Genomic DNA, 25024 nt, shown 5'->3' with positions numbered 1-25024 from the left:
TTTAAAAGTTAGAAAAAAATGAAATACGCAAACAATATATTAGAAACGATTGGGAATACACCTTTGGTTAAAATTAATAAGATTACAAAGGATTTACCATGTACAGTTTTAGCAAAAGTTGAATATTTTAACCCTGGTCATTCTTGTAAAGATCGTATGGCGTTGAAAATGGTTGAAGATGCCGAAAAAGATGGTCGTTTAGTTCCTGGAGGTACAATTATCGAAGGTACTTCTGGTAACACAGGAATGGGGTTAGCTTTGGCTGCTGTGATCAAAGGTTACAAATTAATTTGTGTGATTACAGACAAACAATCGAAAGAGAAAATGGATATCTTGCGCGCTGTTGGTGCAAAAGTTGTCGTTTGTCCTACAGATGTTGAGCCAGATGATCCACGTTCTTATTATTCAGTTTCGAAACGTTTGGCACAAGAAACGCCGAATGGCTGGTATGTAAATCAGTACGATAATCCATCAAATGCACAAGCGAATTATGAGCAAACTGGACCGGAAATTTGGGAACAAACAGAAGGAAAAGTAACGCATTTTATTGTTGGTGTTGGAACTGGAGGAACAATTTCAGGTGTTGGAAAATACTTGAAAGAAAAAAATCCTAATATTAAAATTTGGGGAGTTGATACGTATGGATCAGTTTTCAAAAAATATAAAGAAACCGGAATTTTCGACGAAAATGAAGTGTATTCTTATGTAACAGAAGGAATTGGTGAAGATATTTTACCTGAAAATGTAGATTTTGATATCATTGATGGATTTACAAAAGTGACTGATAAAGATGCAGCGGTTTATACGCGTCGTTTAGCTTTAGAAGAAGGTTTGTTTGTCGGAATGTCTTCGGGATCTGCGATCAAAGGGTTGTTGCAAATGAAAGACGAATTCGGACCAGATGATGTTGTAGTTGTTTTATTCCACGATTCAGGTTCTCGTTACGTAGGGAAAATCTTTAATGATGATTGGATGCGTGATAGAGGATATTTGGACGAAGAAATCAAAACAGCTGTAGATTTGATTAAAGAGCATGTCGATAAACCTTTGGTAACGGTTCGTACAGAGGAATTGGCTTCTCATGCGATTGATCGTATGCGTCGTTTCAAAATTTCTCAAATTCCAGTAATGGATGTAAATGGAATTGTTGGTTCTTTGGATGAATCAGATTTGTTTCAAGCATTTTTAGAAGATAGAAATGTTGCTGAAAAACCTGTTCACGAAATCATGGGAAAACCTTATCCAGTAGTAAAAGCAGGAACATCTATCGAAGAAGTTTCGAAGTTAATTACAAAGGATAATCAAGCTGTTTTAATAGAATTAGAAAACGGAAAATATCATATCATCACAAAATATGATATTATTAACTCGATTAAATAACAAAAATCCTATCTTTGAAGCGATATGGGAATTGTATTAAAAGGTCAGAATTTAGTAAAAGATTACGGTAAAAAACACGTCGTAAAAAATGTGTCTTTTCAAGTAGAGCAAGGAGAAATTATTGGATTATTAGGACCAAATGGTGCTGGTAAAACGACTTCTTTCTATATGATTGTTGGTTTGGTAAAAGCTACGCAAGGAAAAGTTTTTTTGGATAAACAAGATATCACAAGTGATGCGATGTACAAACGAGCGCAAAAAGGTATTGGATATTTGGCGCAAGAAGCTTCTGTTTTTCGTAAACTTTCTGTAGAAGATAATATCAAATCAGTTTTACAATTCACGAAACATTCCAAAAAAGAACAACAAATGCGTACAGATGCTTTGATTGAAGAGTTTTCGTTGGAGCATGTACGTAAAAACCGTGGAGATTTACTTTCTGGAGGTGAACGTCGTCGTTGCGAAATTGCGCGTTGTTTGGCAACAGAACCTAATTTTATCTTATTAGATGAGCCTTTTGCCGGAGTTGACCCAATTGCGGTTGAAGATATTCAGAAGATTGTACGTTCGTTAAAAGATAAAAACATCGGAATCTTAATTACCGATCACAATGTATCGCAAACACTTGCAATTACCGATAAAACATATATTATGTTCGAAGGTAAAATCTTGAAAGAAGGTTCGCCAGAAGAATTAGCAAATGATGAAGATGTTCGTCGCGTTTATTTAGGTGAAAACTTTATGTATCAGCAGATATAAATTACAATATAGTATTTTCTAAACCACTCAATTTTGAGTGGTTTTTTTGTTTATGTTTGTATCAAATTAAACACTATAATCACTTATGAAAGAATTAAAATTAATCTTAGTATTCTTATTGTCAATTACTATCCAAGCACAAATCAGATTTGAACAAGGTTATTTAATTGATAACAATAATCAAAAACAAGTTGTTTTAATCAAAAATGTAGACTGGCTAAATAATCCCAAATCAATAGAGTATAAAAATAATGAAACTTCTAAAGTTGAGATTGCAACGATAAATCAGATAAAAGAATTTGGAATTGATAATCAATCCAAATATGTTAGAGCGGATATTAAGATTGATAGATCTTCTGAAGATTTGGATAAAATAAGCTCAAATGAAGAACCAGACTTTAAAGAAGAAAAATTATTTTTGAAAGTATTGATAGAAGGTGATGCTTCATTATATGGTTACAATGATTATAATTTGAAGAGATTTTTTTACAAAACTAACACTGGAGATATAGAGCAATTAGTGTATAAAAAATATGAAGTTTCTACAAATCAGTTTGCTTATAACAGAACATTTAGAGGACAAATTGCTCAAAATTTCAAATGTGAATCGATTTCTAATGATAGAATTAAAAAAGTAAATTACAGAGAAAGTGAATTAATAAAACTTTTTACAGAAATTAATATCTGTAAAGGTTCTGACTTAACTTTTACGAAAGAATCTAAAAAAGTTGATTTTAATTTATGGGTAAGACCTCGTTTAAATAACTCCAAATTAAATATTTCAACAGATACTGAATCAGCTAAATTAGGCAATAAAACTGGTTTTGGTTTAGGAATTGAAGCTGAATTTATTTTACCATTTAATAAAAAGAAATGGAGTTTGATTGTAGAACCATCTTATCAAGGTTATAAAGTTAAAGGTACTAAATTGACAAGTGGTGATATTGTTGATGTAGATTATAAAAATATTGAAATTCCTTTTGGAGTAAGACACTACTTCTTTTTAAATCAAGATTCTAAATTGTTTATTAATCTACAGTATATGATAAACCTTAATCTAGATTCTAGTATCCAATTTAAAAGAGGTGAATATACTTATTGGGATTATAAAATTAATAGTAGAGGTAATGTTGCTACTGGTATTGGATATAATTTTAAAGACAAATTTAATGTTGAAGTACGTTATCTTACTGATAGAAAATTATTAGATGAATTAAATGTGAATACGAAATATTCTACTATTTCATTTGTTTTAGGATATAATATTTTTTAAAATAGACAAAAAATAAGTTTCTCTACCACTCAATTTTGAGTGGTTTTTTTGTTTAAAATAGATTCAAAATGATCTAAAATTAAGATTTGCTTAATTTTAAAAGTTTCTCATTTTAAGATTTACTTTTTCGGTATATTTAAGTACTAAAACTTACTGATAAAGAATGCTAAAACTTAACTATTATTTTATTTGCTTAATTTCAATTTTTGTGTTGAATAGCTGTACGCACGAAGAAGATGCGATAAAAGAACCAAAAAAATCTACAAATAGAGCAGGAGTGGTGCTTACATTTGATGACGATTATGTGGACGAATGGTTCAATGCTAATATAAAATTGAAACAATACAATTGGAAAGGAACGTTCTATGTAACGCATTTTGATAAGCTTTCGGAGAGTCAAATTCGTGAGTTAACTTATCTGCAACAAAACGGAAATGAGATTGCTGCGCATGGTTTAAATCATGTACACACAACAAAGTATATAAAAGAATTTGGAGGAAAAGAATTTATTGATAAAGAAATCGCTCCAATGCTAAGTTTGATGAAAAACAAAGGACTTGATGTAACCGATTTTTCCTATCCTTATGGTGATCGAAGTGTAGAATCGGATCAATTACTTTTCAATCATTTTAAAACATTAAGAGGAACAACTTATGGAAACGAAGCGCCTAATTTTCAGAACTGTTATTATCAAAATAAACCGTTATTTTTTGGTTTAGGAATCGATAATAGTTACGAGCATTTTAATGTGCCTTATTTTATTTCGTTGTTGCAATATGCAAAGGATAACAATAAGATAGTCGTTTTTTACGCGCATAAAACAGTTGCAAAAGCAACTAATAATTATGAAACTGAATTTAATACCTTAGAAGAAATTTGCAAGTTTGTAAAGAACAATGATATGAAGTTTTATACGGTTAATGACTTACAAAAATTGAAATAAAAAAATGCTCAAATTCTTGAGCATTTTTCGTTTATTCTATAAAAAGTAAATCTCCTTTTTGATTAACTGCTTCTTTGAAATAAAGATAAACATCTTGTATATCAAAACGTCTAAAATTGATAGCGTTAGAAATATTTTGTTCAGGAAGTTGATAAATCATTTCAAAATTTAACATACTACCAAAACCAGAACTCTCGATTTTTTCGACCAAAATTCCTAAAGATTCTAATCGTTCAATCAACCGATTAATTTCCAAATCATTATGTTTCATAATCTCTAAAACTTACTATTAAAGCGGTTTCAAAGCTAAAACATAAATTTTTAAAATAAGATTTTGAGAAATAAAATTATATGTTAAACCTTTCATGTTTCAACTTAAATCTCTCTTTTTTAATTATTTATTTTATAATATTTTTTAAATAATCTAACACATTTTCTATCGAATCAAATTGTTTTACACCATATTTTTCTGCTGTAATATCAACATTACCTTTTTGCCAAAAACCATCTGGACAAATCACCAAAAGTTTTCCACTTTTTGCATACAATCCCATTTCTAACAAACTAATCGGACTTTTAGAATCTTTTCCAAAAAACATAATAATATAGTCTGCTTTTTCCAATGCATTCAATTCCCATTCCACTTGTTTGCGAAATTCGGGCTCTTCTTTTATAGGCTTCCAAGCGCTATCCCAATCATTACGACGAGGATTTAGCAAGATGACTTTTTCATTTTTCAATTCTTTTGAAACTTTCGCTTGCCAATCTTCAGAATTTCCCATATCAATCGTTCCTCCCAAAAATATCTTTGTACGTTGATCATTTTTAGGAAGTTCATTCGGTGATTTTATTTCAAGAGATTGAGCAAAAATTGTAGTATTCAATAATAGAAATAAGGTAAATAAAATTGCTTTCATGTTATTTTTGTTTCGGCAAATATAATGAGGTTGTAGATTTTGTATTCAATGACTTTTGTTAGAATTGGCTCGAAATAAGGAATATTTAACACAAATTTTATACTTTTTGAATAGATTTGAGGTTATTTAGTATAAATAATAATCATCTATGAACAAGCTATTACCTATTTTTGCTGCTTTTGTAATCTTTTCTTGTCAAGAAGACGAAGCGACAACTCCAGTTAAAGAACAACCTACAAGTCCGCAACCTACCAATCCACAACCAACGGAAACTGAAATTTTCAAATTCGATAAAAAAGTTTCAATTTTAGATACACATTATTATAAAGGACCAGATGGAAAAGATTATCCAGCTGAAGCTGAAACTTTCTTTAAGAAAACGTGGACGCTTTACGAAGATCCTTCTGTCAAATTTATTGAATTGAAAAAAGATTCGATTATAATCAATGAAGAATTGAAAACGTCTAAATATAAATCAACTGTAGAGGAAAATAATCTGTATGTTGCAGATGGCTCAAGAAAAGTATTGTTAGGTCGAATTGATAAAACAACAAATTCATTTTATTTGTTCAAACATTTTGAGTCTTATGCTGTTGTAGATCCTGAAAATGGAGGTGCTGCTTCTGGTAAAAGTTCTTCTTTTGGAAAAATTACAAAAGACAATATTTTTCCAAGAATTATAGATAAGCCTGAAAGTTTAAAACAAGAAGGAGCTTATGTTTTTTGGAATAATGTTGAATATAAATTTGCGAAATAATAACAAAAAAAAGCTAAGAATCAAGTGATTATTAGCTTTTTTAATTAAAATATTTGAATAGTATCATCAACTATTTCGTTGGTTCTTTATGTGTTGTAGGCGTGTGCACGATATCAAAGTATACAGATTTATCGTCGTTAGAAGGATAAATTCTATAAGTAAACTCTTGTTTTGTTAAAACCGTAATGTCAACAACTCTTGTAAACAAAACCTCCCCTGCATCATTTTTAGCAACGATTGTTCTTGTTTTTCCATCTTCGGAAACGGACCAATCTCCTTTCATTTTTGGCGTATCATTTAAATTGTACATTGTAAATGTTCCATCTTTTTTGAAATAAGCAAAACCTACAAAATTAGAAACGTTAGGATCTGTTAAAGCTACATTTTGTCCTTTATTGTTCAACGCATTTGTCGTTTCCCAAGGAGTAAATGACAAAGTTTCGCTTGGAGTTAATTGTTTAGTAATTGTAGAATCGTCATCATTGTTACAACTAAAAAGTGTTAATCCAACCAATAATACAAAAATGCTTGTTGTAATTTTTTTTAAAATATTCATGTTTTGTTTTTTTGATACCACAAATAAAATCAATATTTTACGGCTTCAATTGTAGATTTTATTCCTATAATTGTATAAATTATTTTAGATTAAGGTGTATTAAAAAAGCTGAAAATCATTCTTGATTTTCAGCTTTTCAAAATTACTTTTTAGCTTTTTTGGTTGCTTTTTCATCAACCACATCTTCCTCATAATAATACTTATGTCTAGGACGTTTTACACCATAAGAGCCATTCACAATTTTTCCTCTTCTCGATTTTTTATCGCCTTTTCCCATTATAAATGTTTTAAAATTAATAAATTCGATTACTTTCTACCTAAGTTAATAATTTCAATTTAGTTAGACAAAAGTTTTACAATTCTTTATCATTTAATCTAACTTTGCGACATCGTTTGACGTAGTTCAAAATTAATTTTAAACAGGCAAAAATGAGTAGAAATACAGATGCTAATAAAAAAGCTGTAAAGGCGAAGAAAGCGCAAAAAAGAAAGAAAGCTAAAGACGAGGAAGCTGAACGTAAAGCACGTTTGAAAGAAATTAACCGAATTTTTAACGAAAAAAATAAACCAGAAACGGGAGAATAATGATAAAAATTCTACATACAGCCGATTGGCATTTGGGCAAAAAATTAGATAGTTTTTCTCGATTAGAAGAACAAGTTTTAGTCATGAATGAAATTGTCGAAATTGCAGATCAACAACAAGTTGATTTGGTACTTATTGCGGGCGATTTATTTGATAATTTTAATCCAAGTGTAGAAGCTGTAGAATTATTTTATAAAACATTAAAAAGACTTTCGAATAGTGGAAAACGTCCTGTTGTAGCGATTTCTGGTAATCACGATTCACCAAGTTTGATTGATGCGCCAGATCCTTTGGCGCGCGAATGTGGAATTATTTTGATTGGTTATCCAAATGCAAAAATTCAGGAATTTGAATTAAATGATTTCAAAATTTCGAAATCTGTAGAAGGAATGATTGAATTGAAATTAAATTCTTTCGATTTTCCGATTCGAATTATTCATACGCCTTATGCAAACGAAATCCGTTTGAAACAATATTTTGGAGAAAATAAAGAAGATGCATTGAATGAAGTTTTAGCGACAAATTGGAAAAATATTGCAGATGAATATTGCGACGAAAAAGGTGTTAATTTGTTGATGGCGCATTTGTATATGAATCAAAAAGGTGCTGAAATCTTAGAAGAACCAGAAGGCGAAAAACCGATTAAAATTGGAAATGCAGATATGATTTTTTCAGAAGCTATTCCGCCTCAAATTCAATATACAGCGCTTGGGCATTTGCATGGTTTTAAGAACATCGGAACGAAAGAAAAGCCTGTTGTGTACAGTTCTTCGCCTTTGTGTTATAGCTTTTCTGAAGCTGGTCAAACGAAATATGTTTCGATAATAGAAGCAGAACCAAATCAAGCTATTTCTTATCATAAAATAGAATTAAAGAACGGAAAACCACTTATTCGTAAAACTTTTGATGATATAAATGTAGCTGTAGAATGGTTGAATGAAAATCAAAATTCGTTGGTTGAATTGACTTTAGAAAGTGATTCTTTTTTGAAAGCTGATGAACGAAAATTGATTTATCAAGCACATGATGGAATTATTCATTTGATTCCGAAAGTTAAAAATCAAGAAATTGAAACGGTTGAATATAAGTTTGCAGATCAAACGAAAGATATGAAGGAATTGTTTACAGATTATTTCAAATCGAAGAATGGAAATCAAGAACCAAACGACGAAATAAAGGATTTGTTTAACGAAATTTTGAATTCATAATGATTCCAGTAAAATTAACCATAGAAGGACTTTATTCATACCAAGAGCGCCAAACAATTGACTTTTCTGAATTAACTGAAGCAGGATTATTTGGGATTTTTGGGAATGTAGGTTCCGGAAAATCATCTATTCTAGAAGCGATTATGTACGTTTTGTATGGAGAAACAGAGCGTTTAAATTCCAAAGATAAACGCGCCTATAATATGATGAATTTGAAATCGAATTTGTCATATATAGAGTTTGATTTTTATAATTTTGAACAAAAATTATTCAGAGCGACGCGCGAATTTAAAAGAAATTCGAAACGTTTTGAAGATGTAAAATCGCCGACAGTTGTTTTTTATGAGCAAAAAGACAATGAATGGATTCCGCTTAATCATTCGAAAGCAGAGGAAATAATTGGGTTGAGTTACGAAAATTTCAAGCGAACAATTATTATTCCTCAAGGACAATTCAAAGAATTTATTGAGTTGGGTGCAAAAGATCGAACACAAATGATGAAGGAGATTTTTGGACTTCATCGTTATGATTTACAAGATAAAGTTGCAGCTTTAAATTCTCAAAATTTAACGAATTTGAATCAGCTTGAAGGAAAATTATCTGGTTTTGAAGAAGTTTCGGAAGAAAGAATAAAAGAGCTTGAAGATAATTTGATTGAGCAAACAAAAGTTACCAATCAAGTTCAAGAAGAATATAATCAAATGAATGAATCATTTCAACGTTTAAAAGCGTTGAAATCAGATTTTGAGACGTTAAAACAAAAGAAAATTGAGTTTGAAAAAGTTTCAGTTCAGAAAGATCAAATGGATCAACGAAAACTTGAAATTGAGCGCTATGAATTGATTTTTAATGCGTTTTCTCAACTTTTAGAAAATCATAAAAAAGTTTCAAATCAGATTGAAGAAAAGTCAATTTCAGTTGAGAATCAACAAAAACAATTGACTTTAATAGAGAATCAAATCAAAGAAATTTCGAACCAAGTTGAAGCGATTAAAACTGATTATGAAACTTTACCAATAAAACGAAAAGAAGAAACAGATTTAGAATTAATAGTTCAAATTTTAACTTTTTCAGAGGAGATAGAAAAGTTAAAAGCAAGAACAGCAAAAGGTTTGAAAGAAGTTGAAGAGGTTCAGAAAAATGAACAAAAAATTGAAGCTACAATCAAATCATCTGAAAAAGAAGTCAAAACTTTAGCTGAGTCAAAAATAGATTCTCAGACTTTGATTGAAGTTGGAAATTGGTTTGTTCAGAATCAAAATTTACAACAATCTATTCAGAAACAACAATTTAAAATAGAAGAACAAAAGCAACAAATTAATTTTTTTGAAACTCAATTAAAAACTGAAAATATTGAGATTTCAAGTTTTGAAAATTGGTTTAATTCTGAATTTGAAAAACTTGAATCAATTAAAAAATCAATTGAAAAACAGAAAAATGAATTTGAAGTTCTGCAAAAGTTGGCTCATTTTGCACATAATTTACACGAAGGTGAATCTTGTCCGCTTTGTGGAGCTCTAGATCATCCAAATATTGTTGAGATTAATGATATTTCAACGAAATTTGAAGTTGTAAATAATGAATTAAATCAAATTGATGAAAAGCTAAAATCGCTTCAAAAAAAGCAAAATGAAATTCAGAAAATTATTGATCAAAAACAGTTTGTTGAAAAACAAATTGAACAAGAAAATCAAGTTTTGAATGAGTTGAAAATTGAACAAGAAAATCATTTGAATTTGTTTGTTTGGAAAGGTTTTGATTCTAAAAATATTGAGTTGTTTGAAGAAAAAAAGAAAGCAGCTATAGCTTTGGATAAAACAATTTCGGATAAAAATAAAGAAATTGAAATTTTTCGAGAAACTTTAGAAAAAGAACGCCAATCTGTTGAAAAATATAAAAATGCTTTAGAAAAATTTAGATTAGAAGAAACTGAAAAAGCTTCGAAAATCAATCAAAATCAAGCAAACTTGAAAGTATTGAAATTTGAAGATTTTCAAAATCAAACAACAGATAATGTGCTTATAAATTTGAATGATTTAAAGTTAAGTAATGCGAAAATTGAACAAAATTATATTCAATTTATAGAAAGTTTAAATCAATTAAATCCAAAATTAGCTTCTCAGAAAACTTCAATCGAATTAGTTGAAAAACAAATCATTGAGTTGAAAGAAGAATTAGCTATTAATCAAAATCAATTAGATAAAGCATTAGAAAAATATCAAATACAAAATATTGAAGAAGTTCAATTAGCTTTAAATCAACAATTTAATATTGCTCAAATCAGAAAAAAATTGGAAGATTTTAGAATTTTGTTCGAAACATTGAAAAGTTCAATTCAAGAATTAGAACAAAAATTAGCTGAAGTTTCTTTTGATGAAACGGTTTTTAAAACACAAGAAGAAAAATTAATTTTTGTTGCAAAACAGTTGAAAGAAGCGACCGAAATTGTAACTAAAACAAAAACTGAAATTGAACGATTGAATAAATCTTTTGCAGAAAAGAAAGATTTGTTAATTGAATTGGAAAAATTGCAAAAACGAGCGACGAATTTACAAACGATGCGAAATTTGTTTAATTCAGCAGGGTTTGTACAATACGTTTCGTCGATTTATTTGAAACAATTATGTGATAACGCAAATGTTAGATTTCATCGAATGACGAGAAATCAATTGAGTTTACAAATGAATGACAACAATGATTTTGAGATTATAGATTATTTGAATGAAGGGCGTTCACGTAGTGTGAAAACGCTTTCTGGAGGACAATCTTTTCAAGTTTCATTGAGCTTGGCTTTGGCTTTGGCAGAAAGTGTGCAAACGAATGCTAAGTCGGAAAAGAACTTCTTTTTTATTGATGAAGGTTTTGGAACGCAAGATGCAGATGCTGTAAATATCGTGTTTGAAACGTTGATGAGTTTACAAAAAGAGAATCGAATTGTCGGTATTATTTCTCACGTTGATGAATTAAAAGATAGAATTCGTGTTGCGCTTCAAATTACAAAAGACGAAGAAAAAGGTAGTTTGATAGAAGTTGTTTCGTAAGGAAAAACGATTATAAAATAAACCCCAAGATTGAATTAATCTTGGGGTTTATTTATTATATGATGAGAATAATCTACTCCTTAACTTCCGATTTATTCGAAATTAGCGACCAAATAATTGTTGTTAATAGAACTCCACCAATGATTGATAATGAAACTGTCGATTCGAAATGATAGAATGGCATAATAATCATTTTAATTCCGATAAAGCTCAAAATAATTGCTAAACCATAATGTAGTTTATTGAATTTATCCATTGAATTTGCCAACAAGAAATACAATGAACGTAGTCCTAAAATGGCAAAAATATTAGATGAATATAAAATAAATGGATCGTCTGGAGCAACAGCGAATATAGCAGGAATACTATCTACAGCGAAAACTAAATCAGTTACTTCAATTACCATTAAAGCGACGAAAAGTGGTGTTGCCATTTTAATTCCATTTTGTACAGAAAAGAATTTATCTCCATCAAAATTTGGTGTAACCTTAAAGAATTTGTGTACCAATTTAACACCAAAATTTTGCGATAAATCTTGGTTTTCATCATCATCACTTGATTTCCAAGATTTGATTCCTGCAACGATTAAGAAGAATCCGAACAGTGTTAAAATGACATTTGGACGGAAGAATTGTTTTGCTGCAAAATTTGCATGAGTCGCTTCATCACCAAGATTAAAGTGCCAATCTCCAATTGAAAAAGCTGGTAAATAAGTCATTTTAATTAATTCAACTCCTGCAAAAATAAAGATTGCTCTAAAAAGAAGAGCACCTAAAATTCCCCAAAAAAGGACTTTATGTTGATATTCTTTTGGAATTTTAAAGAATCCAAAAACGAGGATGAAGACGAATAAATTATCCACGGATAAGGCTTTTTCTATCCAATATGCTGCCTGAAATTGCGAAAATTTATTGATGGCAAATGCATGTCCATCTGCTTCTTTAAAAACGAAATAAATTACACCACTAAAAATCATCGCCAAGGAAATCCAAACGACAGTCCAAGTAAGCGCTTCTTTGTTCGAAACTGCGTGCGCATTTTTATTAAAAACACCCAAATCAAGCAGCAACATAATAATTACTGCAACCCCAAAAACAGTTATTAGTCCAGGATGATTCAACATGCTATCCTGTACAACACTGAAAATACTCATATAAATTTATTTAATTTGACAATTTACTATAAATTTACCAATCCTAACTCGATTGGCCTTTAAAAAATGTTTCTAAAAAAGAAAAAACAAGCAAAATTAATTTATTCCGGAATGAAAAGAGTAATCGCATACGTATTCTTAACAATTATTTTACCTATAGCTTCGAAAGCGCAACACGTTTCACCATTGTACAAAGATTCTATTCAGATGAAATGGGTGGATGAAAAGTATAATTCTATGTCGTTGGAAGAGAAAGTAGGTCAGTTATTTATCGTTGCAGCCTATACAAACAGAGATGCGGTGCATGAGAATGATATTCAAAAATTAATTGAAGAAGAACATATCGGAGGATTAATTTTTATGCAAGATCAAGCGGCTCATCAAATTGAGTTGACAAATAAATTTCAATCGATTTCTAAAATTCCATTATTGATTGGTATGGATGCAGAATGGGGATTGGCAATGAGATTGAAAGGAGTGGAGCGTTTTCCTTGGAATATGACGCTTGGCGCTTTACGCGATAATAAATTGGTTTATCAAGTTGGAAAACAAATTGGTATACAAGCGAACAGAATGGGTGTTCAGTTTAATTTTTCGCCTTCGGTTGATGTTAATGTTAATCCAAATAATCCAATTATTGGAAATCGTTCTTTTGGTTCAAATCCTGATCGCGTTGCAGAAAAAGGAATTGCTTATATGGATGGAATGCGAGCACAGAACGTGTTATCGTCTGCAAAACATTTTCCTGGACATGGAAATACAGACCAAGATTCGCACAAAGTTTTGCCTTTAATTCCAGATAATAAAGCAGATTTAGAGAAATATCACATTGCGCCTTTCAAAAAAATGATTGATGCAGGTGTACAATCTATTATGGTGGCACATCTAAATGTTCCAGCTTTAGAACCAGATCCAAAAATGCCTTCAACGTTGTCAAAAAATATCATTACAGATTATTTGAAAGGCGAGTTACAATTCAAAGGAATTGTGATTACAGATGCTTTGAATATGGATGGTGTGGCAAAAATGTTTCCTGCTGGTGATGTAGACTACAGAGCATTTGTGGCTGGAAATGATATTTTGTTGTTTTCTCAAAATGTACACGTTGGGAAACAAAAAATTATTGATGCAATTAATAAAGGTCAGATTTCTGAAGCGCGTTTAGAAGAAAGTGTGAAGAAAATTTTGATGGCGAAATATATTACAGGTTTAAATGAGGTTAGAACTTTAAATCCTACAAATGTGTTAGAAGATTTGAATTCTGCGGAAAATTTAGCATTAACAACTAAAATTTTTGAGAAAGCTTCGACAGTTGTAAAGAATGAACACAAACTTTTACCAATCAAAAAATTAAATCAAAAAATAGCTTTTGTTCCGCTTGAACAAACAGATTATGATCAATTTTTGACACATTTACAAAAATATACAAATGTTGAGTTAGTGAAGATTTCAAATCCAAATCAAATCAATTTATTGAATGATTATGATGTGATTATTTCTGGAGCATTTTTATCGAATGAAACGGTTTACAAACCTTATAAATTGTCCGATAATTCGAAAGCAATTTTGAAAGCGTTACCAAAAGACAAAAAGAAAATCTTTTCGTTATTCACAAGTCCTTACGGGTTGAAAGATTTAGATTTATCAAATTTAGACGCGGTTACAGTTCATTATCAAAATACAAAAGATGCGCAAGCAGCTGCTGCACAAGTTATTTTTGGAGCAATTGATGCAGATGGAACGTTTCCAGTAGATATCAATCAAAATTTGAAAGAAGGACAAGGAATTGTAACAAAACACATCAAACGTTTGGGATTTACTGCACCTGAAAATGTGAATTTAGGAAAAAAAAACTCTCAGAAATAGATAAACTTGCCGAAGAAGCAATTGCAAATCATTACACGCCTGGAATGCAAATTCTAGTCGCAAAAGATGGAAAAATCGTTTATGATAAAAGTTTCGGAACACAAGATAAAAATTCTTCAAAAAAAGTGAAGTGGACAGATTTATATGATGTCGCTTCGGTAACAAAGGTGACGGCGACGTTGCCTTTGTTGATGTTGGAGGTAAACGAAGGAAAATTAAACCTCGATCAAACAATTGGAGAAATTGATAATGATGCGAAGAATTCGAACAAATCTTCTTTAAAAATTCGTGAAGTATTAGCGCACCAGGCTGGTCTTAAACCTTGGATTGGTTTTTACAACGAAACTGTCAATGTAAAAAATGCACGATTATATTTAGATTTCTATTCGAGAAAGCAAGACGAAGAACATCAAATAAAAGTTACAGATAACATTTATATTATCAATTCTATAAAAGATACGATTTACGAAGATATTTATAAATCTTCTTTAGGTCGTAAATCATACGAATATTCAGATTTAGGTTATTATATTTTCAAGAAGAAATTAGAAAAGGATTTTGGGAAAGATCTGAATCAACTGACACAAGAGAAATTTTATCAATCATTGGGAATGTATCGCACAACATTCAATCCAAAGGAAACATTTAGTTTAGAAGATATTATTCCAACCGAATATGATAAAACCTACAGAAATCAACTCGTTCATGGTTTTGTACACGATCAAGGAGCTGCAATGATGGGCGGAATTGCTGGTCATGCTGGTTTATTTTCTAACTCGATTGATTTAGCAAAATTGATGCAAATGTATTTGAATGGAGGCGAATATGGTGATGAGGTTTATTTGAAGCCAGAAACGGTGGCGGAATTTACCAAACAACAATTCAAAGGCAATCATCGTGGAGCTGGATTTGATAAAATGCAAACAACGTCTAAAATAGGTCCATCATCCGAAAGTTTTGGTCATACAGGTTTTACAGGAACGATGGTTTGGGCTGATCCTCAGTATAAAATTGTATATATTTTTCTTTCGAATCGTGTTAATGAAACTGTCGAGCCAAATTATCTTTCCATTAAAAAAGTGCGAGAAAATATTCGACAAGTAATTTATGAAGCAATTTTACCTTAAATTTGTCTAAATAAAAATCGCGAATGAAAATAGGAATTGTATGCTATCCAACCTATGGAGGAAGTGGAATTGTGGCAACAGAACTGGGAATGGATTTAGCGGAAAAAGGTCATGAAGTACATTTTTTTAGCACAAATGTTCCTGCGAGATTAAACATCAAATTACCAAATATATACTTTCATCGAATTCATGTCGAAACGTATCCATTGTTTCAATATCAGCCATATGATTTGGCGTTGAGTACAATTTTGTATGATAAAGTTTTGCATTACGAATTAGATTTGGTTCATGTACATTATGCGATTCCGCATGCGTATGCAGCGTATTTTACGAAGCAAATGTTGGCGCGAAAAGGCTATAAATTACCAATTGTAACAACCTTGCATGGTACGGATATTACATTGGTTGGGAAACATCCTGTGTATAAAACGGCTGTTGAATTTTCGATCAATGAATCGGATGTAGTAACATCAGTTTCCGAAAGTTTGAAACAAGATACTTTATGTGCATTTGACATTACAAATGAGATAGAAGTTGTGCCAAACTTTATTGATAATGATCAATATTTGCCAGAGAAATGTGTGTGTTGTCGTGATAATTTTGCGCAACCAAAAGAGAAGGTGATTTTACATACTTCTAACTTGAGAAAAGTAAAACGCATTGAAGATGTAATTGGAACGTTTAATTTGATTCAGAAACAAATTCCATCAAAGTTGATTATTGCTGGAGAAGGACCTGAGTGGGATATGGCGGATCAAATGATTCAAGAATTTGGAATTCAAGATAAAGTGAAAAGTCTTGGAATGGTAAGTGATTTGAATGATGTCTTGAAAGCCGCAGATTTATTCCTTTTACCGTCCGAACAAGAAAGTTTTGGTTTAGCAGCGCTTGAAGCAATGGCGGCAAGTGTTCCGGTTATTTCGTCCAATGCAGGCGGAATTCCAGAAGTAAATATTGATGGACTTACTGGTTTTGTTTGTCCTGTAGGAGATATCGAAATGATGGCAGAAAAGGCAATCTATATCTTAGAAGACGATAAGCGTTTGGCAGAGTTTAGTCATCAAGCAAAAGAACAAGCGATACGATTTGATAAAACGAATATTCTTCCGCAATACGAAGAACTTTATCGCAAAGTCATCGCAAAATCTAAAATCGGGTAAATCCCGATTTTTTTTATATTTTTAAATTTCAAACCAACTCAACTTATGTTGCAAAAAGTCACTTTTCCTAATCCATTTGGATTTCCAAAACCTACAAAAGAAGAAATTCTATCATTACAAAAGAAGTATAATTTTTCTGATGAATATGCGACTTTTTTATTGGAACAAAATGGATTTAATGATTTACTCTTTTTTGATGCTGATTATAAAAGTTTTACCACTAATTATGCTGGTGAAAAACCTTGGCAAATGTTTGGAGGTTTATATGGCTTGAATTCTAATTCAGATTATTATGATTTGATAGAAGTGCAAGCCTATACTATTTTCGAATCTATATTTTTTAAAATTGGAACAGATCCTGGAGGAAATGAATTTGTTGAGGTTTTACAAGGCGATAAAAAAGGTTGGATTGGTTGCATCGATCACGATTTATATATCACGCATGAAACGTTAAACTCATTTCTCGAAGAAGTTGAAGAAGAAACAGATTATAAAGATTTGAATCAATTATCGCTCGAAGAATTGACCAAAATTTTAATTTCTGAAGATTTTGGAATGATGAATTTTCATGCAAAATCAATGAATCAATTCCTTGCAGATTGTTTTATAATTAAAGATCAAACCATTTTGATAAAAGATTTAGAAGCAGAATAATTATTTATCCTCATTATAAACCTTTATTGAAAAACTGACAATATATTTTATTGGCACAACGTTTGTCTTATTAATACTCGCTTTTCTAAACGCTTCAAACAAGAACTATATCGTAGTTTTTTTGAAATTATGAAAAGCTTTCGTCAGTTAAAAATAGTTTTACTGACACTTTGAACGTACAAAAAAATTATGAACATAGACAATTTGTCATTAGCACAAGTAATGGAAGAAGAAATCGAATTAATTCCTTTGATGAGTAAAGACGAAGAAAGTAAGCTAAATAAGCAAGATATTTCTTCGGTATTGCCTATTTTATCGTTAAGAAACACTGTCTTATTTCCGGGTGTGGTTGCGCCAATTACCGCGGGTAGAGATAAATCTATACAACTTTTAACACAAGCTTACAAAGAAGATCGCATTATTGGAGTGCTTTCGCAGAAAGAAATTGCTGTGGAAGATCCTACACAAGACGATTTGTATACAGTTGGTACAGTTGCGAAAATCATGCGAATGATAAAGTTGCCAGATGGAAACATTACGGTGATTTTACAAGGTATGAAACGCTTTAAAGTCAAAGAATTTGTTTCAAATGATCCTTATTTCAAGGCAGAAGTAGAAATTTTGACAGAAAAAGTTCCGACTTCACGCAACAAAGAATATCCAATTATTATTGAATCGATTCGTGATTTAGCTTTTCAGATTGTAGAAGAAAATCCAATGCTGCCTTCTGAAGCTGCAGGAGCTATAAAAAGCATCGAAAGTAATACGTTTTTAATCAACTTTGTCGCGTCTAATTTGACGTTGAGTTTAGATGAAAAACAGTTGTTGTTAGAGATTTCTGATATGAAACTTCGCGCAATGGAAGTGATGCGTTTTATGAATGTTGAGCTTCAGAAATTGGAGTTGAAAAATACAATTCAGAATAAAGTTCGTAAAGAATTAGATCAACAACAAAAAGAATATTTCTTAAATCAACAAATCAAATCGATTCAAGAGGAGTTAGGAGGAAATTCGACAGAAGAAGAAATCAATGAAATGCGCAAACGTGCTTTAACGAAAAGTTGGAGCGAAGATGTAGCGAATCATTTTGATAAAGAAATTAATCGTCTTTCTCGTCTAAATCCGCAAATGCCAGAACATAATATTCAGCGTAATTACCTTGAATTTATGTTGGATTTACCTTGGAATACCTTAACGAAAGATAATTTTGATATCAAGAATGCAAAGAAAATTTTAGATCATGATCATTATGGTTTAGAAGATGTGAAAGAACGTATTTTGGAGCATCTTGCAGTCTTGAAATTGAAAGGAGATATGCGTTCGCCAATTCTTTGTTTATATGGACCTCCGGGTGTTGGTAAAACATCGTTGGGGAAATCTATTTCAGAAGCGATTGGACGCAAATATGTGCGTATGTCATTGGGTGGTTTACATGATGAATCTGAGATTCGCGGTCACCGTAAAACCTATATAGGAGCGATGCCAGGACGTATTTTACAATCAATCAAAAAATCTGAATCGTCTAATCCAGTTTTTGTTTTAGATGAGATTGATAAAATGACAGCGAGTGCGCATGGAGATCCTTCATCAGCAATGTTAGAGGTTTTAGATCCTGAGCAAAACTCAACTTTTTATGACAATTTCTTAGAAATTGGCTACGATTTATCGAAAGTATTTTTCATTGCGACAGCCAATAATATTGGAGATATTCCAAGTCCGTTGCGCGATCGTATGGAGATGATTAATATTGCAGGTTATACAATCGAGGAAAAATCTGAAATCGTAAAACGTCACCTTTTACCAAAACAATTAACAGAACATGGCTTAAAAGAGAAAGATGTTGTGTTAGGTAAAAAAGAAATCGAATATTTGATTACGGGTTATACACGCGAATCTGGAGTTCGTAAATTGAATCAGAAAGTTGCGAAATTAGTTCGTTCGGCTGCAAAACATATTGCGTTGGAAGAAGAATTTAATGCTAAGTATTCAATCGAAGATATTTCGAAAATCTTAGGCCCTTCTATTACGCCAGACCAATACGAGAACAACGAAGTTCCGGGTGTTGTGGTTGGTTTAGCTTGGACAAGTGTTGGAGGAGATATTTTATTTATCGAATCTATTTTATCAAAAGCAAAAAATGGCGGACTTTCGATTACAGGAAATTTAGGAACTGTGATGAAAGAATCTGCGACAATTGCGTTAGAATATATCAAAGCGCATGCGGATGAATTAGGAATCAAACCAGAAGTTTTCGAGAATTATAAAGTCCATATTCACGTGCCAGAAGGAGCAACACCAAAAGATGGTCCATCTGCCGGAATTACAATGTTGACGTCTTTGGTTTCGTCTTTTACACAACGTAAAGTCAAAGCGAAATTGGCGATGACAGGAGAAATTACACTTCGTGGAAAAGTTTTACCAGTTGGTGGAATTAAAGAGAAAATTTTGGCGGCAAAACGTGCAAATATCAAAGAAATTATTTTGTGTGAAGACAACAGAAAAGATATTGAAGAAATTAAAGCAGAATATGTAAAAGGAATGACTTTCCATTTTGTAAAAGAAATGAAAGAAGTTTTGGAAATCGCTTTAACAAATCAAAAAGTAAAAGGAGCAAAGGTTTTGGATTAATCTGAAATCTTCTCAAAACAACAAAAAAAAGGAACTCAATTAGAGTTCCTTTTTTTGTTTGTATATGTAACCTTCGTTATTTTCAAAATTGAAAGAATGAGAAAATTGTAAACCAATTTTTTCTAAAACTTTTATTGATGCGAGATTTTCTTTCATCACTCGACCAATAATCTCAGTTAAATTAAGTTGAAGAAAACCGTATTCTAAACAAGCTTTAGCACTTTCTGTAGCGAAGCCTTTGTTCCAATATTCCTCAAAAAACCTGAAACCTATATCAATTTCGTTTGTGTCTTTATGAAATTTTAAGCCACACCAACCAATAAAATTATTTGATTGTTTTTCGATAACTGCCCATCTTCCAAATCCATTTTGAAAATAGTCAGAATAGTTTTCCAGAAAATCTTTCGCTTCTTTAATATTCGCAAAAGAATTATCTCCTGTATATTTTATTACGTTTGGATTTAAGTTTAAATAATAGAAACTTTCAGCATCATTAATAGTTAATTCTCTTAAAATTAATCGTTCAGTTTCTAAAATTACTTTCATAGGATTTTACTTTATCTTATAAGCAATCCCCCAAAAAACGGGCATATTAAATGGACCACTGTATTTTCCGTAACCAGGAATAACCAAAGGATCAATTCCTTGATCTTTTTTACCACCAATATAAGCTGCAGGATGCAAAGCTAATTCACCATAAAAATTCTTGAAAATCTCTACACGTCCACCAACAACAGCTTCTATCCAATAACTACTTACATTCGCTTTAGGTAAACTTCCTTTGTTGATGATTTCATTTGATTGTAAATCTCTAATCGGATAACTATTGATGGTTTGCGAATATTTAGAATACGCAATTCGTCCACCAATGTAAATTCCGTTCGATTGATTTTCTACATCTTGCGTTATAAACCAGTTTGCACCAAGTTTTGCAAAAACGCCATCAACATCAACATTCCAATTGATTTCATTGAACTTATTTTTCTCGAAACCAGCTTCTATAACAGCATGCCACTTATTATTGATTTGATAAGAAGCATAAGCGCTAACACCTTTTTTATCGTTGAAAGCAGAAACAATCGGATTGAAAACATCTACACCGATAAAAATATCATGGTGTTTTTTCTTTGGAATAGAATCTGTAACCGAAACTTTTGTCGAATCAGTTTTATTTTCTTGACCAAATGCAAAATTAATTGCGCTCGTCAGCAAAAAGCTTAATAACAGTTGTCGAACCATCTTTAATTTCAGTATTTACAGTTTCTATATTCTTTATCCAATTTCCAGCTCCATTTCCAGTTTTCGTCACCAATTTTACATCAACTCCTTTAAAAGTTAATCCAAAACCACAAGCTTTAGAAGTATAGCCATTTCCAAGTGTATCGTATTTTAAAATCAATCGATCACGTTTTGCAAGGATTGTTCTGATGACTTTACCCGTTATAGAATCTTTTACATCTATATCTGGACCTTGCGCTATAGTATAATAAATTTCTTTTTTTGAATTATTACGCAAAGTAATTCCGAAACTCGTTTTTCCTAAAGCAGAATTTTTTTCGATTAAGACAGTATCTTTACTCGTTCCTGTAGCTTCTCTAATTCCTTTCGTAATCGAATCATTATAAACATAAGCCCAGTAATAAATCGAATCTTCTAAAGGAACATTTGTTCCATCATAATACATATCAGCAACCATGCGAGGAACATCACCTTCGTCAGTACAAATATCATCGTCTTCGCAACTATAAAATGCTAAAGAAATTATAGAAACGAAAATTGAATAAGCTAGAAAACGTTGAATATTTTTCATTTTTTTTGATTGAATTTTAAATTCGCTCTAAAAGTACAATATTTTCTACATGATGTGTTTGCGGAAACATATCAACTGGCTGAACTTTAACAATTTTATATTGATCTTTCATCAATTCTAAATCGCGCGCTTGTGTAGCAGAGTTACACGAAACATAAACAACACGTTTTGGATTCATGAACAAAATATTTTCAACTACTTTTTTATGCATTCCATCACGTGGAGGATCAGTAATAATTACATCTGGAATTCCGTGTTCGTTGATAAAATCTTGATTCAATACATCTTTCATATCACCACAATAGAAATCACAATTATCAATTCCATTGAATTTTGCTGCCGCTTTTGCTGCATCAATCGCTTCTTGAACAGATTCTACACCAACTACTTTTTTTGCTTTTTTCGAAACGAATTGCGCAATTGTTCCAGTTCCTGTATATAAATCGTACACTAATTCATCTCCAGTTAAACTTGCAAAATCACGTGTTAATTTATATAATTCGTAGGCTTGTTCTGGATTTGTTTGATAGAAAGATTTTGGACCAATTTTAAAGTTCAAATCTTCCATCTTTTCCATAATATGATCATCTCCAGTAAAAACTTCGATATCTAAATCATAAACAGAATCGTTTTGTTTTGGATTGATTGCATACAATAAAGACGTGATTTCTGGGAATTTATCTTTCAAGTTTTGTAAGAAAGCTTCACGATTTTCTTTCTCTTCGCGGAAGAATTGAACTAAAACCATCACTTGTCCATTCTGAGAAGTACGAATCATTAATGTTCTTAATAAACCTTCTTGACTTTTTAAATCGAAGAAATCTAAGTTATGTTCTAATGCAAAACGTTTTGCTTCAACACGAATCGCATTCGAAGGATCACGTTGTAAGTGACATTTCGTTACGTCCAAAACTTTAGACCAAGCACCTGGAATATGGAATCCAACGACGTCGCGATCGTCAAACTCTTTCCCAGACTGAATTTCTTCTAATGTTAGCCAACGTGCATTAGAAAAAGTAAATTCTAATTTATTACGGTAAAAATATTGTTCTTTAGAACCTAAAATTGGAACAATTTCAGCATCTAAATCTTTGAAACCTCCGATGCGAACCAAATTGTTAACCACTTCGTCGTGTTTAAATTTAAGTTGCGCATCATAGCTCATATCTTGCCATTTACAACCACCGCAAACACCAAAATGCTCACATTCTGGCTGAACACGATAAGGAGATTTTGTGTGAATTTCGATTGCTTGTCCTTCTAAATAGCTGCTTTTCTTCTTCAAAACGTGTACATCTACAACGTCTCCTGGAATCGCACCTTTTATCAGAACCGTTTTTCCTTCCTCTGTTTTACCAACAGATACACCTTTTGCACCAGCACGTAAAACTTCTATATTATTTAATATGATTTTTTGTTTCGCTTTTCTTGACATTTTGCAAAGGTAAGGAAGTCCATGCAATTTTTATAAGTGTTTTTTTATTAAAAAAGTAGGTTTTATTTGTCAATATTTTAATTATATAAGACTTTGTTTTAGTTATATTGTATCTTTAAAATGTAATTGTTCTAGAATTGAATATTTAATTATCTTAGTCTTTTTAAAAATACTCACTATCTAATTTATAATAAAAAAATGGACTCAATACCTAAACCTATAATTAGACTTCTCTTTATATACTTTTTAACTTCTCTGACCTGTTTTTCTCAAATTAAAATAGATCCAATTAAAAAAGAGAAATTTGATTCTGCATTGAATGTCTATAAGATAGATATGAGTAATACGGATTTTCTGGGTAAGAAAATGATGGCTAACGCTCAAACAGATTATGAAAAATCAGTTGCATATAATGTTCTTGGAGAAAGTCAAATAGATGTTTCTAATTATGTGAAAAGTGTAGATTATCTAGAAAAATCGATTTATCATATTAAGAAAACAGATTCAATAGACTTGTATTTAAGGATTTTAGGTACTCTTATCGTTGCTTATCGTCAAGCTGGTTTGGTAAATGATTCTGATTCAAATTGGAAATTATTTCAAAAAGAGATTAAGAAGATTCCAGAGGAAGATCAAAATGTTAGTTTGCTATTTATCAGAGCGAGAATGTACGACATTGATAAGAATTATTGTAAATCGGCCGAAACGCGTGAAAAATTCAATAATTTATTTAAGCATAGAGCGGGTGATAATGAAATTGGTTATTCATTTAATTTTGCAATAGTTGTTCAGATTGTCTACGACCAATTCAAATGCGGAAATATAGAAGCTTCGCAAAAAACGATGATAGAAGCAGAGTCTATTTTAGCAAAAATGAACCAACGTGATAATATTTTTATGTATGAATTTTATTTGTTGGATAAAGCGTTGTTTTTTGTTCATAACAAGCAAAATAATTTAGCAAAAAAAACATTTGATCAAGCATATAATTTAAGTTTAAAAGTGAAATCTGGAAATATACAGAAAGTAATTTTAGAGGAACGATTGAATGCTAATATTGATTCGGCAGAAGAGAAACTAAAAATATATGAAGCGCTTGAAATTTTAACTAAAAAAGAAATAAAAGCGACAAAAAAGATTACTGAAATTGAGACTAAAAAGAACAAGGAAAAACTGAAAACAATTAGTGATAACAATCGCAATTATTTGATATTTTTTGGAATAATAAGTTTATTTCTCGTTTTATTTATGGTGTATTATTATCAAAGAAATAAAAAACAGAAAGCTCAATTCCTGAAAATTATTAAAGAATTGGAGCAATCTGTAGAAGATAAAACGTTAAAAGAAGATGTTTATTTGTCAGAAAAGCTAATCAAGAGTGATGAAACCGAAAAGAAACTTGTAGAAAAATTAAATTCTTTTGAGAAGAAACAATTATTTAACACAAAAGGAATTTCTGTAGCTCAAATGGCAGTTATGTTAAAAACAAATACAAAATATTTGAGTTATATATTAAAAGAGTATAGAAATGCAGATTTTTATACGTATATTAATAATTGTCGTATAAATTTCATTGTGAAAGAATTACATGATAATCCATCTTTACTAAATTATAAAATAGCTGTTTTATCAGATATGTGTGGTTATAATTCTCACAGCCAATTCGCGAGTATTTTTAAATCAATTAAAGAAATTTCTCCATCGCAATATATATCGTTTCTTAGACAAGAACGGAAAGGGAAATAATTAACGAATACCTTAATTGTTAAGGT

23 protein-coding genes are annotated in these 25024 nt (G+C 31.0%); 14 read left to right on the top strand and 9 right to left on the bottom strand.

What is annotated here, in order from left to right; all coding sequences use genetic code 11:
• The first annotated feature begins 18 nt into the window (after nt 1–18).
• From B4A23_RS07540 to B4A23_RS07525, 4 genes are all read left to right on the top strand, one after another.
• Nucleotides 19–1380, top strand: coding sequence for a pyridoxal-phosphate dependent enzyme (locus B4A23_RS07540; RefSeq protein ID WP_280035549.1), 1362 nt, complete (start codon nt 19–21; stop codon nt 1378–1380).
• Between the two features lie 30 nt (nt 1381–1410).
• Nucleotides 1411–2139, top strand: a complete 729-nt coding sequence (gene lptB, locus B4A23_RS07535; RefSeq protein WP_038334673.1) for an LPS export ABC transporter ATP-binding protein — start codon at nt 1411–1413, stop codon at nt 2137–2139.
• Between the two features lie 85 nt (nt 2140–2224).
• Nucleotides 2225–3412, top strand: coding sequence for an outer membrane beta-barrel protein (locus tag B4A23_RS07530; RefSeq protein WP_291118603.1), 1188 nt, complete (start codon nt 2225–2227; stop codon nt 3410–3412).
• A gap of 163 nt (nt 3413–3575) precedes the next feature.
• On the top strand, nt 3576–4355 hold the full coding sequence (locus tag B4A23_RS07525) for a polysaccharide deacetylase family protein (protein WP_291118600.1): 780 nt from the start codon (nt 3576–3578) through the stop codon (nt 4353–4355).
• Between the two features lie 31 nt (nt 4356–4386).
• On the opposite strand, the gene B4A23_RS07520 is transcribed toward B4A23_RS07525, so the two are convergent.
• Nucleotides 4387–4626: a hypothetical protein gene (locus B4A23_RS07520; RefSeq protein ID WP_038334521.1), complete on the bottom strand. Its 240-nt coding sequence runs from the start codon at nt 4624–4626 to the stop codon at nt 4387–4389.
• Nucleotides 4627–4753: 127 nt separating this feature from the next.
• The gene (locus tag B4A23_RS07515) at nt 4754–5272 is read right to left on the bottom strand and encodes a nucleoside 2-deoxyribosyltransferase domain-containing protein (protein WP_291118597.1); all 519 of its coding nucleotides are present in this window, start codon (nt 5270–5272) and stop codon (nt 4754–4756) included.
• Between the two features lie 148 nt (nt 5273–5420).
• On the opposite strand from B4A23_RS07515, the gene B4A23_RS07510 reads away from it, so the two are divergent.
• The gene (locus B4A23_RS07510; RefSeq protein WP_291118594.1) at nt 5421–6029 is read left to right on the top strand and encodes a hypothetical protein; all 609 of its coding nucleotides are present in this window, start codon (nt 5421–5423) and stop codon (nt 6027–6029) included.
• 70 nt (nt 6030–6099) lie between these two features.
• On the opposite strand, the gene B4A23_RS07505 is transcribed toward B4A23_RS07510, so the two are convergent.
• Both B4A23_RS07505 and B4A23_RS07500 read right to left on the bottom strand, forming a co-directional pair.
• Complete coding sequence (locus tag B4A23_RS07505) at nt 6100–6585, bottom strand: DUF4822 domain-containing protein (protein WP_286500336.1); 486 nt, start codon at nt 6583–6585, stop codon at nt 6100–6102.
• A gap of 142 nt (nt 6586–6727) precedes the next feature.
• A complete protein-coding gene (locus tag B4A23_RS07500; protein WP_291118590.1) occupies nt 6728–6862 on the bottom strand; it encodes a 30S ribosomal protein THX in 135 nt (44 codons plus the stop codon).
• Nucleotides 6863–7014: 152 nt separating this feature from the next.
• Here B4A23_RS07500 and B4A23_RS07495 point away from each other — a divergent pair, with 152 nt between their 5' ends.
• Genes B4A23_RS07495 through B4A23_RS07485 form a run of 3 tightly spaced genes read left to right on the top strand, consistent with a single transcriptional unit; the run spans nt 7015 to nt 11419 of the window.
• Nucleotides 7015–7170 carry a hypothetical protein gene (locus B4A23_RS07495; RefSeq protein ID WP_286478692.1) on the top strand — a complete coding sequence of 52 codons (156 nt, stop codon included), beginning with the start codon at nt 7015–7017 and terminating at the stop codon, nt 7168–7170.
• A 2-nt stretch (nt 7171–7172) separates the two neighbouring features.
• Nucleotides 7173–8378, top strand: coding sequence for a metallophosphoesterase family protein (locus tag B4A23_RS07490; protein ID WP_291119481.1), 1206 nt, complete (start codon nt 7173–7175; stop codon nt 8376–8378).
• The gene (locus tag B4A23_RS07485; protein ID WP_291118585.1) at nt 8378–11419 is read left to right on the top strand and encodes an SMC family ATPase; all 3042 of its coding nucleotides are present in this window, start codon (nt 8378–8380) and stop codon (nt 11417–11419) included. Before B4A23_RS07490 ends, B4A23_RS07485 begins: the two co-directional genes overlap by 1 nt.
• A 73-nt stretch (nt 11420–11492) precedes the next feature.
• Here the strand turns inward: B4A23_RS07485 and B4A23_RS07480 are convergent, their stop codons facing one another.
• The gene (locus B4A23_RS07480) at nt 11493–12572 is read right to left on the bottom strand and encodes a TerC family protein (protein ID WP_291118582.1); all 1080 of its coding nucleotides are present in this window, start codon (nt 12570–12572) and stop codon (nt 11493–11495) included.
• A 111-nt stretch (nt 12573–12683) separates the two neighbouring features.
• On the opposite strand from B4A23_RS07480, the gene B4A23_RS07475 reads away from it, so the two are divergent.
• The 5 genes from B4A23_RS07475 (at nt 12684) to lon (ending at nt 20007) form a co-directional block, all read left to right on the top strand.
• Entirely contained in the window at nt 12684–14438 is a 1755-nt protein-coding gene (locus B4A23_RS07475; RefSeq protein ID WP_291118579.1) for a glycoside hydrolase family 3 protein, read from the top strand.
• 44 nt (nt 14439–14482) lie between these two features.
• The gene (locus tag B4A23_RS07470; RefSeq protein ID WP_291118575.1) at nt 14483–15565 is read left to right on the top strand and encodes a serine hydrolase domain-containing protein; all 1083 of its coding nucleotides are present in this window, start codon (nt 14483–14485) and stop codon (nt 15563–15565) included.
• A gap of 23 nt (nt 15566–15588) precedes the next feature.
• Nucleotides 15589–16725 carry an N-acetyl-alpha-D-glucosaminyl L-malate synthase BshA gene (gene bshA / locus B4A23_RS07465; protein WP_291118572.1) on the top strand — a complete coding sequence of 379 codons (1137 nt, stop codon included), beginning with the start codon at nt 15589–15591 and terminating at the stop codon, nt 16723–16725.
• 45 nt (nt 16726–16770) lie between these two features.
• Nucleotides 16771–17379, top strand: coding sequence for a hypothetical protein (locus tag B4A23_RS07460; protein WP_291118569.1), 609 nt, complete (start codon nt 16771–16773; stop codon nt 17377–17379).
• Nucleotides 17380–17568: 189 nt separating this feature from the next.
• Nucleotides 17569–20007, top strand: a complete 2439-nt coding sequence (lon, locus tag B4A23_RS07455) for an endopeptidase La (protein ID WP_286500343.1) — start codon at nt 17569–17571, stop codon at nt 20005–20007.
• Between the two features lie 39 nt (nt 20008–20046).
• Here lon and B4A23_RS07450 read toward each other — a convergent pair whose 3' ends face one another.
• Genes B4A23_RS07450 through rlmD form a run of 4 tightly spaced genes read right to left on the bottom strand, consistent with a single transcriptional unit; the run spans nt 20047 to nt 23252 of the window.
• Entirely contained in the window at nt 20047–20553 is a 507-nt protein-coding gene (locus tag B4A23_RS07450; protein ID WP_291118565.1) for a GNAT family N-acetyltransferase, read from the bottom strand.
• A 6-nt stretch (nt 20554–20559) separates the two neighbouring features.
• Nucleotides 20560–21246, bottom strand: coding sequence for a DUF6048 family protein (locus B4A23_RS07445; RefSeq protein WP_291118562.1), 687 nt, complete (start codon nt 21244–21246; stop codon nt 20560–20562).
• The gene (locus tag B4A23_RS07440) at nt 21200–21817 is read right to left on the bottom strand and encodes a DUF6452 family protein (protein ID WP_291118559.1); all 618 of its coding nucleotides are present in this window, start codon (nt 21815–21817) and stop codon (nt 21200–21202) included. The genes B4A23_RS07445 and B4A23_RS07440 overlap by 47 nt, the downstream gene beginning before the upstream one ends.
• Before the next feature lie 16 nt (nt 21818–21833).
• Complete coding sequence (gene rlmD / locus B4A23_RS07435; RefSeq protein ID WP_291118556.1) at nt 21834–23252, bottom strand: 23S rRNA (uracil(1939)-C(5))-methyltransferase RlmD; 1419 nt, start codon at nt 23250–23252, stop codon at nt 21834–21836.
• 366 nt (nt 23253–23618) lie between these two features.
• On the opposite strand from rlmD, the gene B4A23_RS07430 reads away from it, so the two are divergent.
• Entirely contained in the window at nt 23619–24998 is a 1380-nt protein-coding gene (locus B4A23_RS07430) for a helix-turn-helix domain-containing protein (RefSeq protein ID WP_291118554.1), read from the top strand.
• Nucleotides 24999–25024 lie beyond the last annotated feature (26 nt).

Source organism: Empedobacter sp. UBA7248 (assembly GCF_002472945.1).
GTDB lineage: Bacteria > Bacteroidota > Bacteroidia > Flavobacteriales > Weeksellaceae > Empedobacter > Empedobacter falsenii_C.
Note: the sequence above shows the minus strand (reverse complement) of the source record. Positions and strands in the feature narration are given on the sequence as shown.

Bases quoted from the DNA above. Each gene is read 5' to 3' on its own strand.
- B4A23_RS07495 (WP_286478692.1), top strand. From the start codon at position 7,015: ATGAGTAGAAATACAGATGCTAATAAAAAAGCTGTAAAGGCGAAGAAA.
- B4A23_RS07450 (WP_291118565.1), bottom strand. From the start codon at position 20,553: ATGAAAGTAATTTTAGAAACTGAACGATTAATTTTAAGAGAATTAACT.
- B4A23_RS07480 (WP_291118582.1), bottom strand. From the start codon at position 12,572: ATGAGTATTTTCAGTGTTGTACAGGATAGCATGTTGAATCATCCTGGA.
- B4A23_RS07540 (WP_280035549.1), top strand. From the start codon at position 19: ATGAAATACGCAAACAATATATTAGAAACGATTGGGAATACACCTTTG.
- B4A23_RS07510 (WP_291118594.1), top strand. From the start codon at position 5,421: ATGAACAAGCTATTACCTATTTTTGCTGCTTTTGTAATCTTTTCTTGT.
- B4A23_RS07460 (WP_291118569.1), top strand. From the start codon at position 16,771: ATGTTGCAAAAAGTCACTTTTCCTAATCCATTTGGATTTCCAAAACCT.
- rlmD (WP_291118556.1), bottom strand. From the start codon at position 23,252: ATGTCAAGAAAAGCGAAACAAAAAATCATATTAAATAATATAGAAGTT.
- B4A23_RS07515 (WP_291118597.1), bottom strand. From the start codon at position 5,272: ATGAAAGCAATTTTATTTACCTTATTTCTATTATTGAATACTACAATT.
- B4A23_RS07520 (WP_038334521.1), bottom strand. From the start codon at position 4,626: ATGAAACATAATGATTTGGAAATTAATCGGTTGATTGAACGATTAGAA.
- B4A23_RS07470 (WP_291118575.1), top strand. From the start codon at position 14,483: ATGCAAATTCTAGTCGCAAAAGATGGAAAAATCGTTTATGATAAAAGT.
- B4A23_RS07485 (WP_291118585.1), top strand. From the start codon at position 8,378: ATGATTCCAGTAAAATTAACCATAGAAGGACTTTATTCATACCAAGAG.
- B4A23_RS07445 (WP_291118562.1), bottom strand. From the start codon at position 21,246: ATGGTTCGACAACTGTTATTAAGCTTTTTGCTGACGAGCGCAATTAAT.
- B4A23_RS07525 (WP_291118600.1), top strand. From the start codon at position 3,576: ATGCTAAAACTTAACTATTATTTTATTTGCTTAATTTCAATTTTTGTG.
- B4A23_RS07505 (WP_286500336.1), bottom strand. From the start codon at position 6,585: ATGAATATTTTAAAAAAAATTACAACAAGCATTTTTGTATTATTGGTT.
- B4A23_RS07500 (WP_291118590.1), bottom strand. From the start codon at position 6,862: ATGGGAAAAGGCGATAAAAAATCGAGAAGAGGAAAAATTGTGAATGGC.
- B4A23_RS07475 (WP_291118579.1), top strand. From the start codon at position 12,684: ATGAAAAGAGTAATCGCATACGTATTCTTAACAATTATTTTACCTATA.
- B4A23_RS07430 (WP_291118554.1), top strand. From the start codon at position 23,619: ATGATGGCTAACGCTCAAACAGATTATGAAAAATCAGTTGCATATAAT.
- lon (WP_286500343.1), top strand. From the start codon at position 17,569: ATGAACATAGACAATTTGTCATTAGCACAAGTAATGGAAGAAGAAATC.
- bshA (WP_291118572.1), top strand. From the start codon at position 15,589: ATGAAAATAGGAATTGTATGCTATCCAACCTATGGAGGAAGTGGAATT.
- B4A23_RS07440 (WP_291118559.1), bottom strand. From the start codon at position 21,817: ATGAAAAATATTCAACGTTTTCTAGCTTATTCAATTTTCGTTTCTATA.
- B4A23_RS07530 (WP_291118603.1), top strand. From the start codon at position 2,225: ATGAAAGAATTAAAATTAATCTTAGTATTCTTATTGTCAATTACTATC.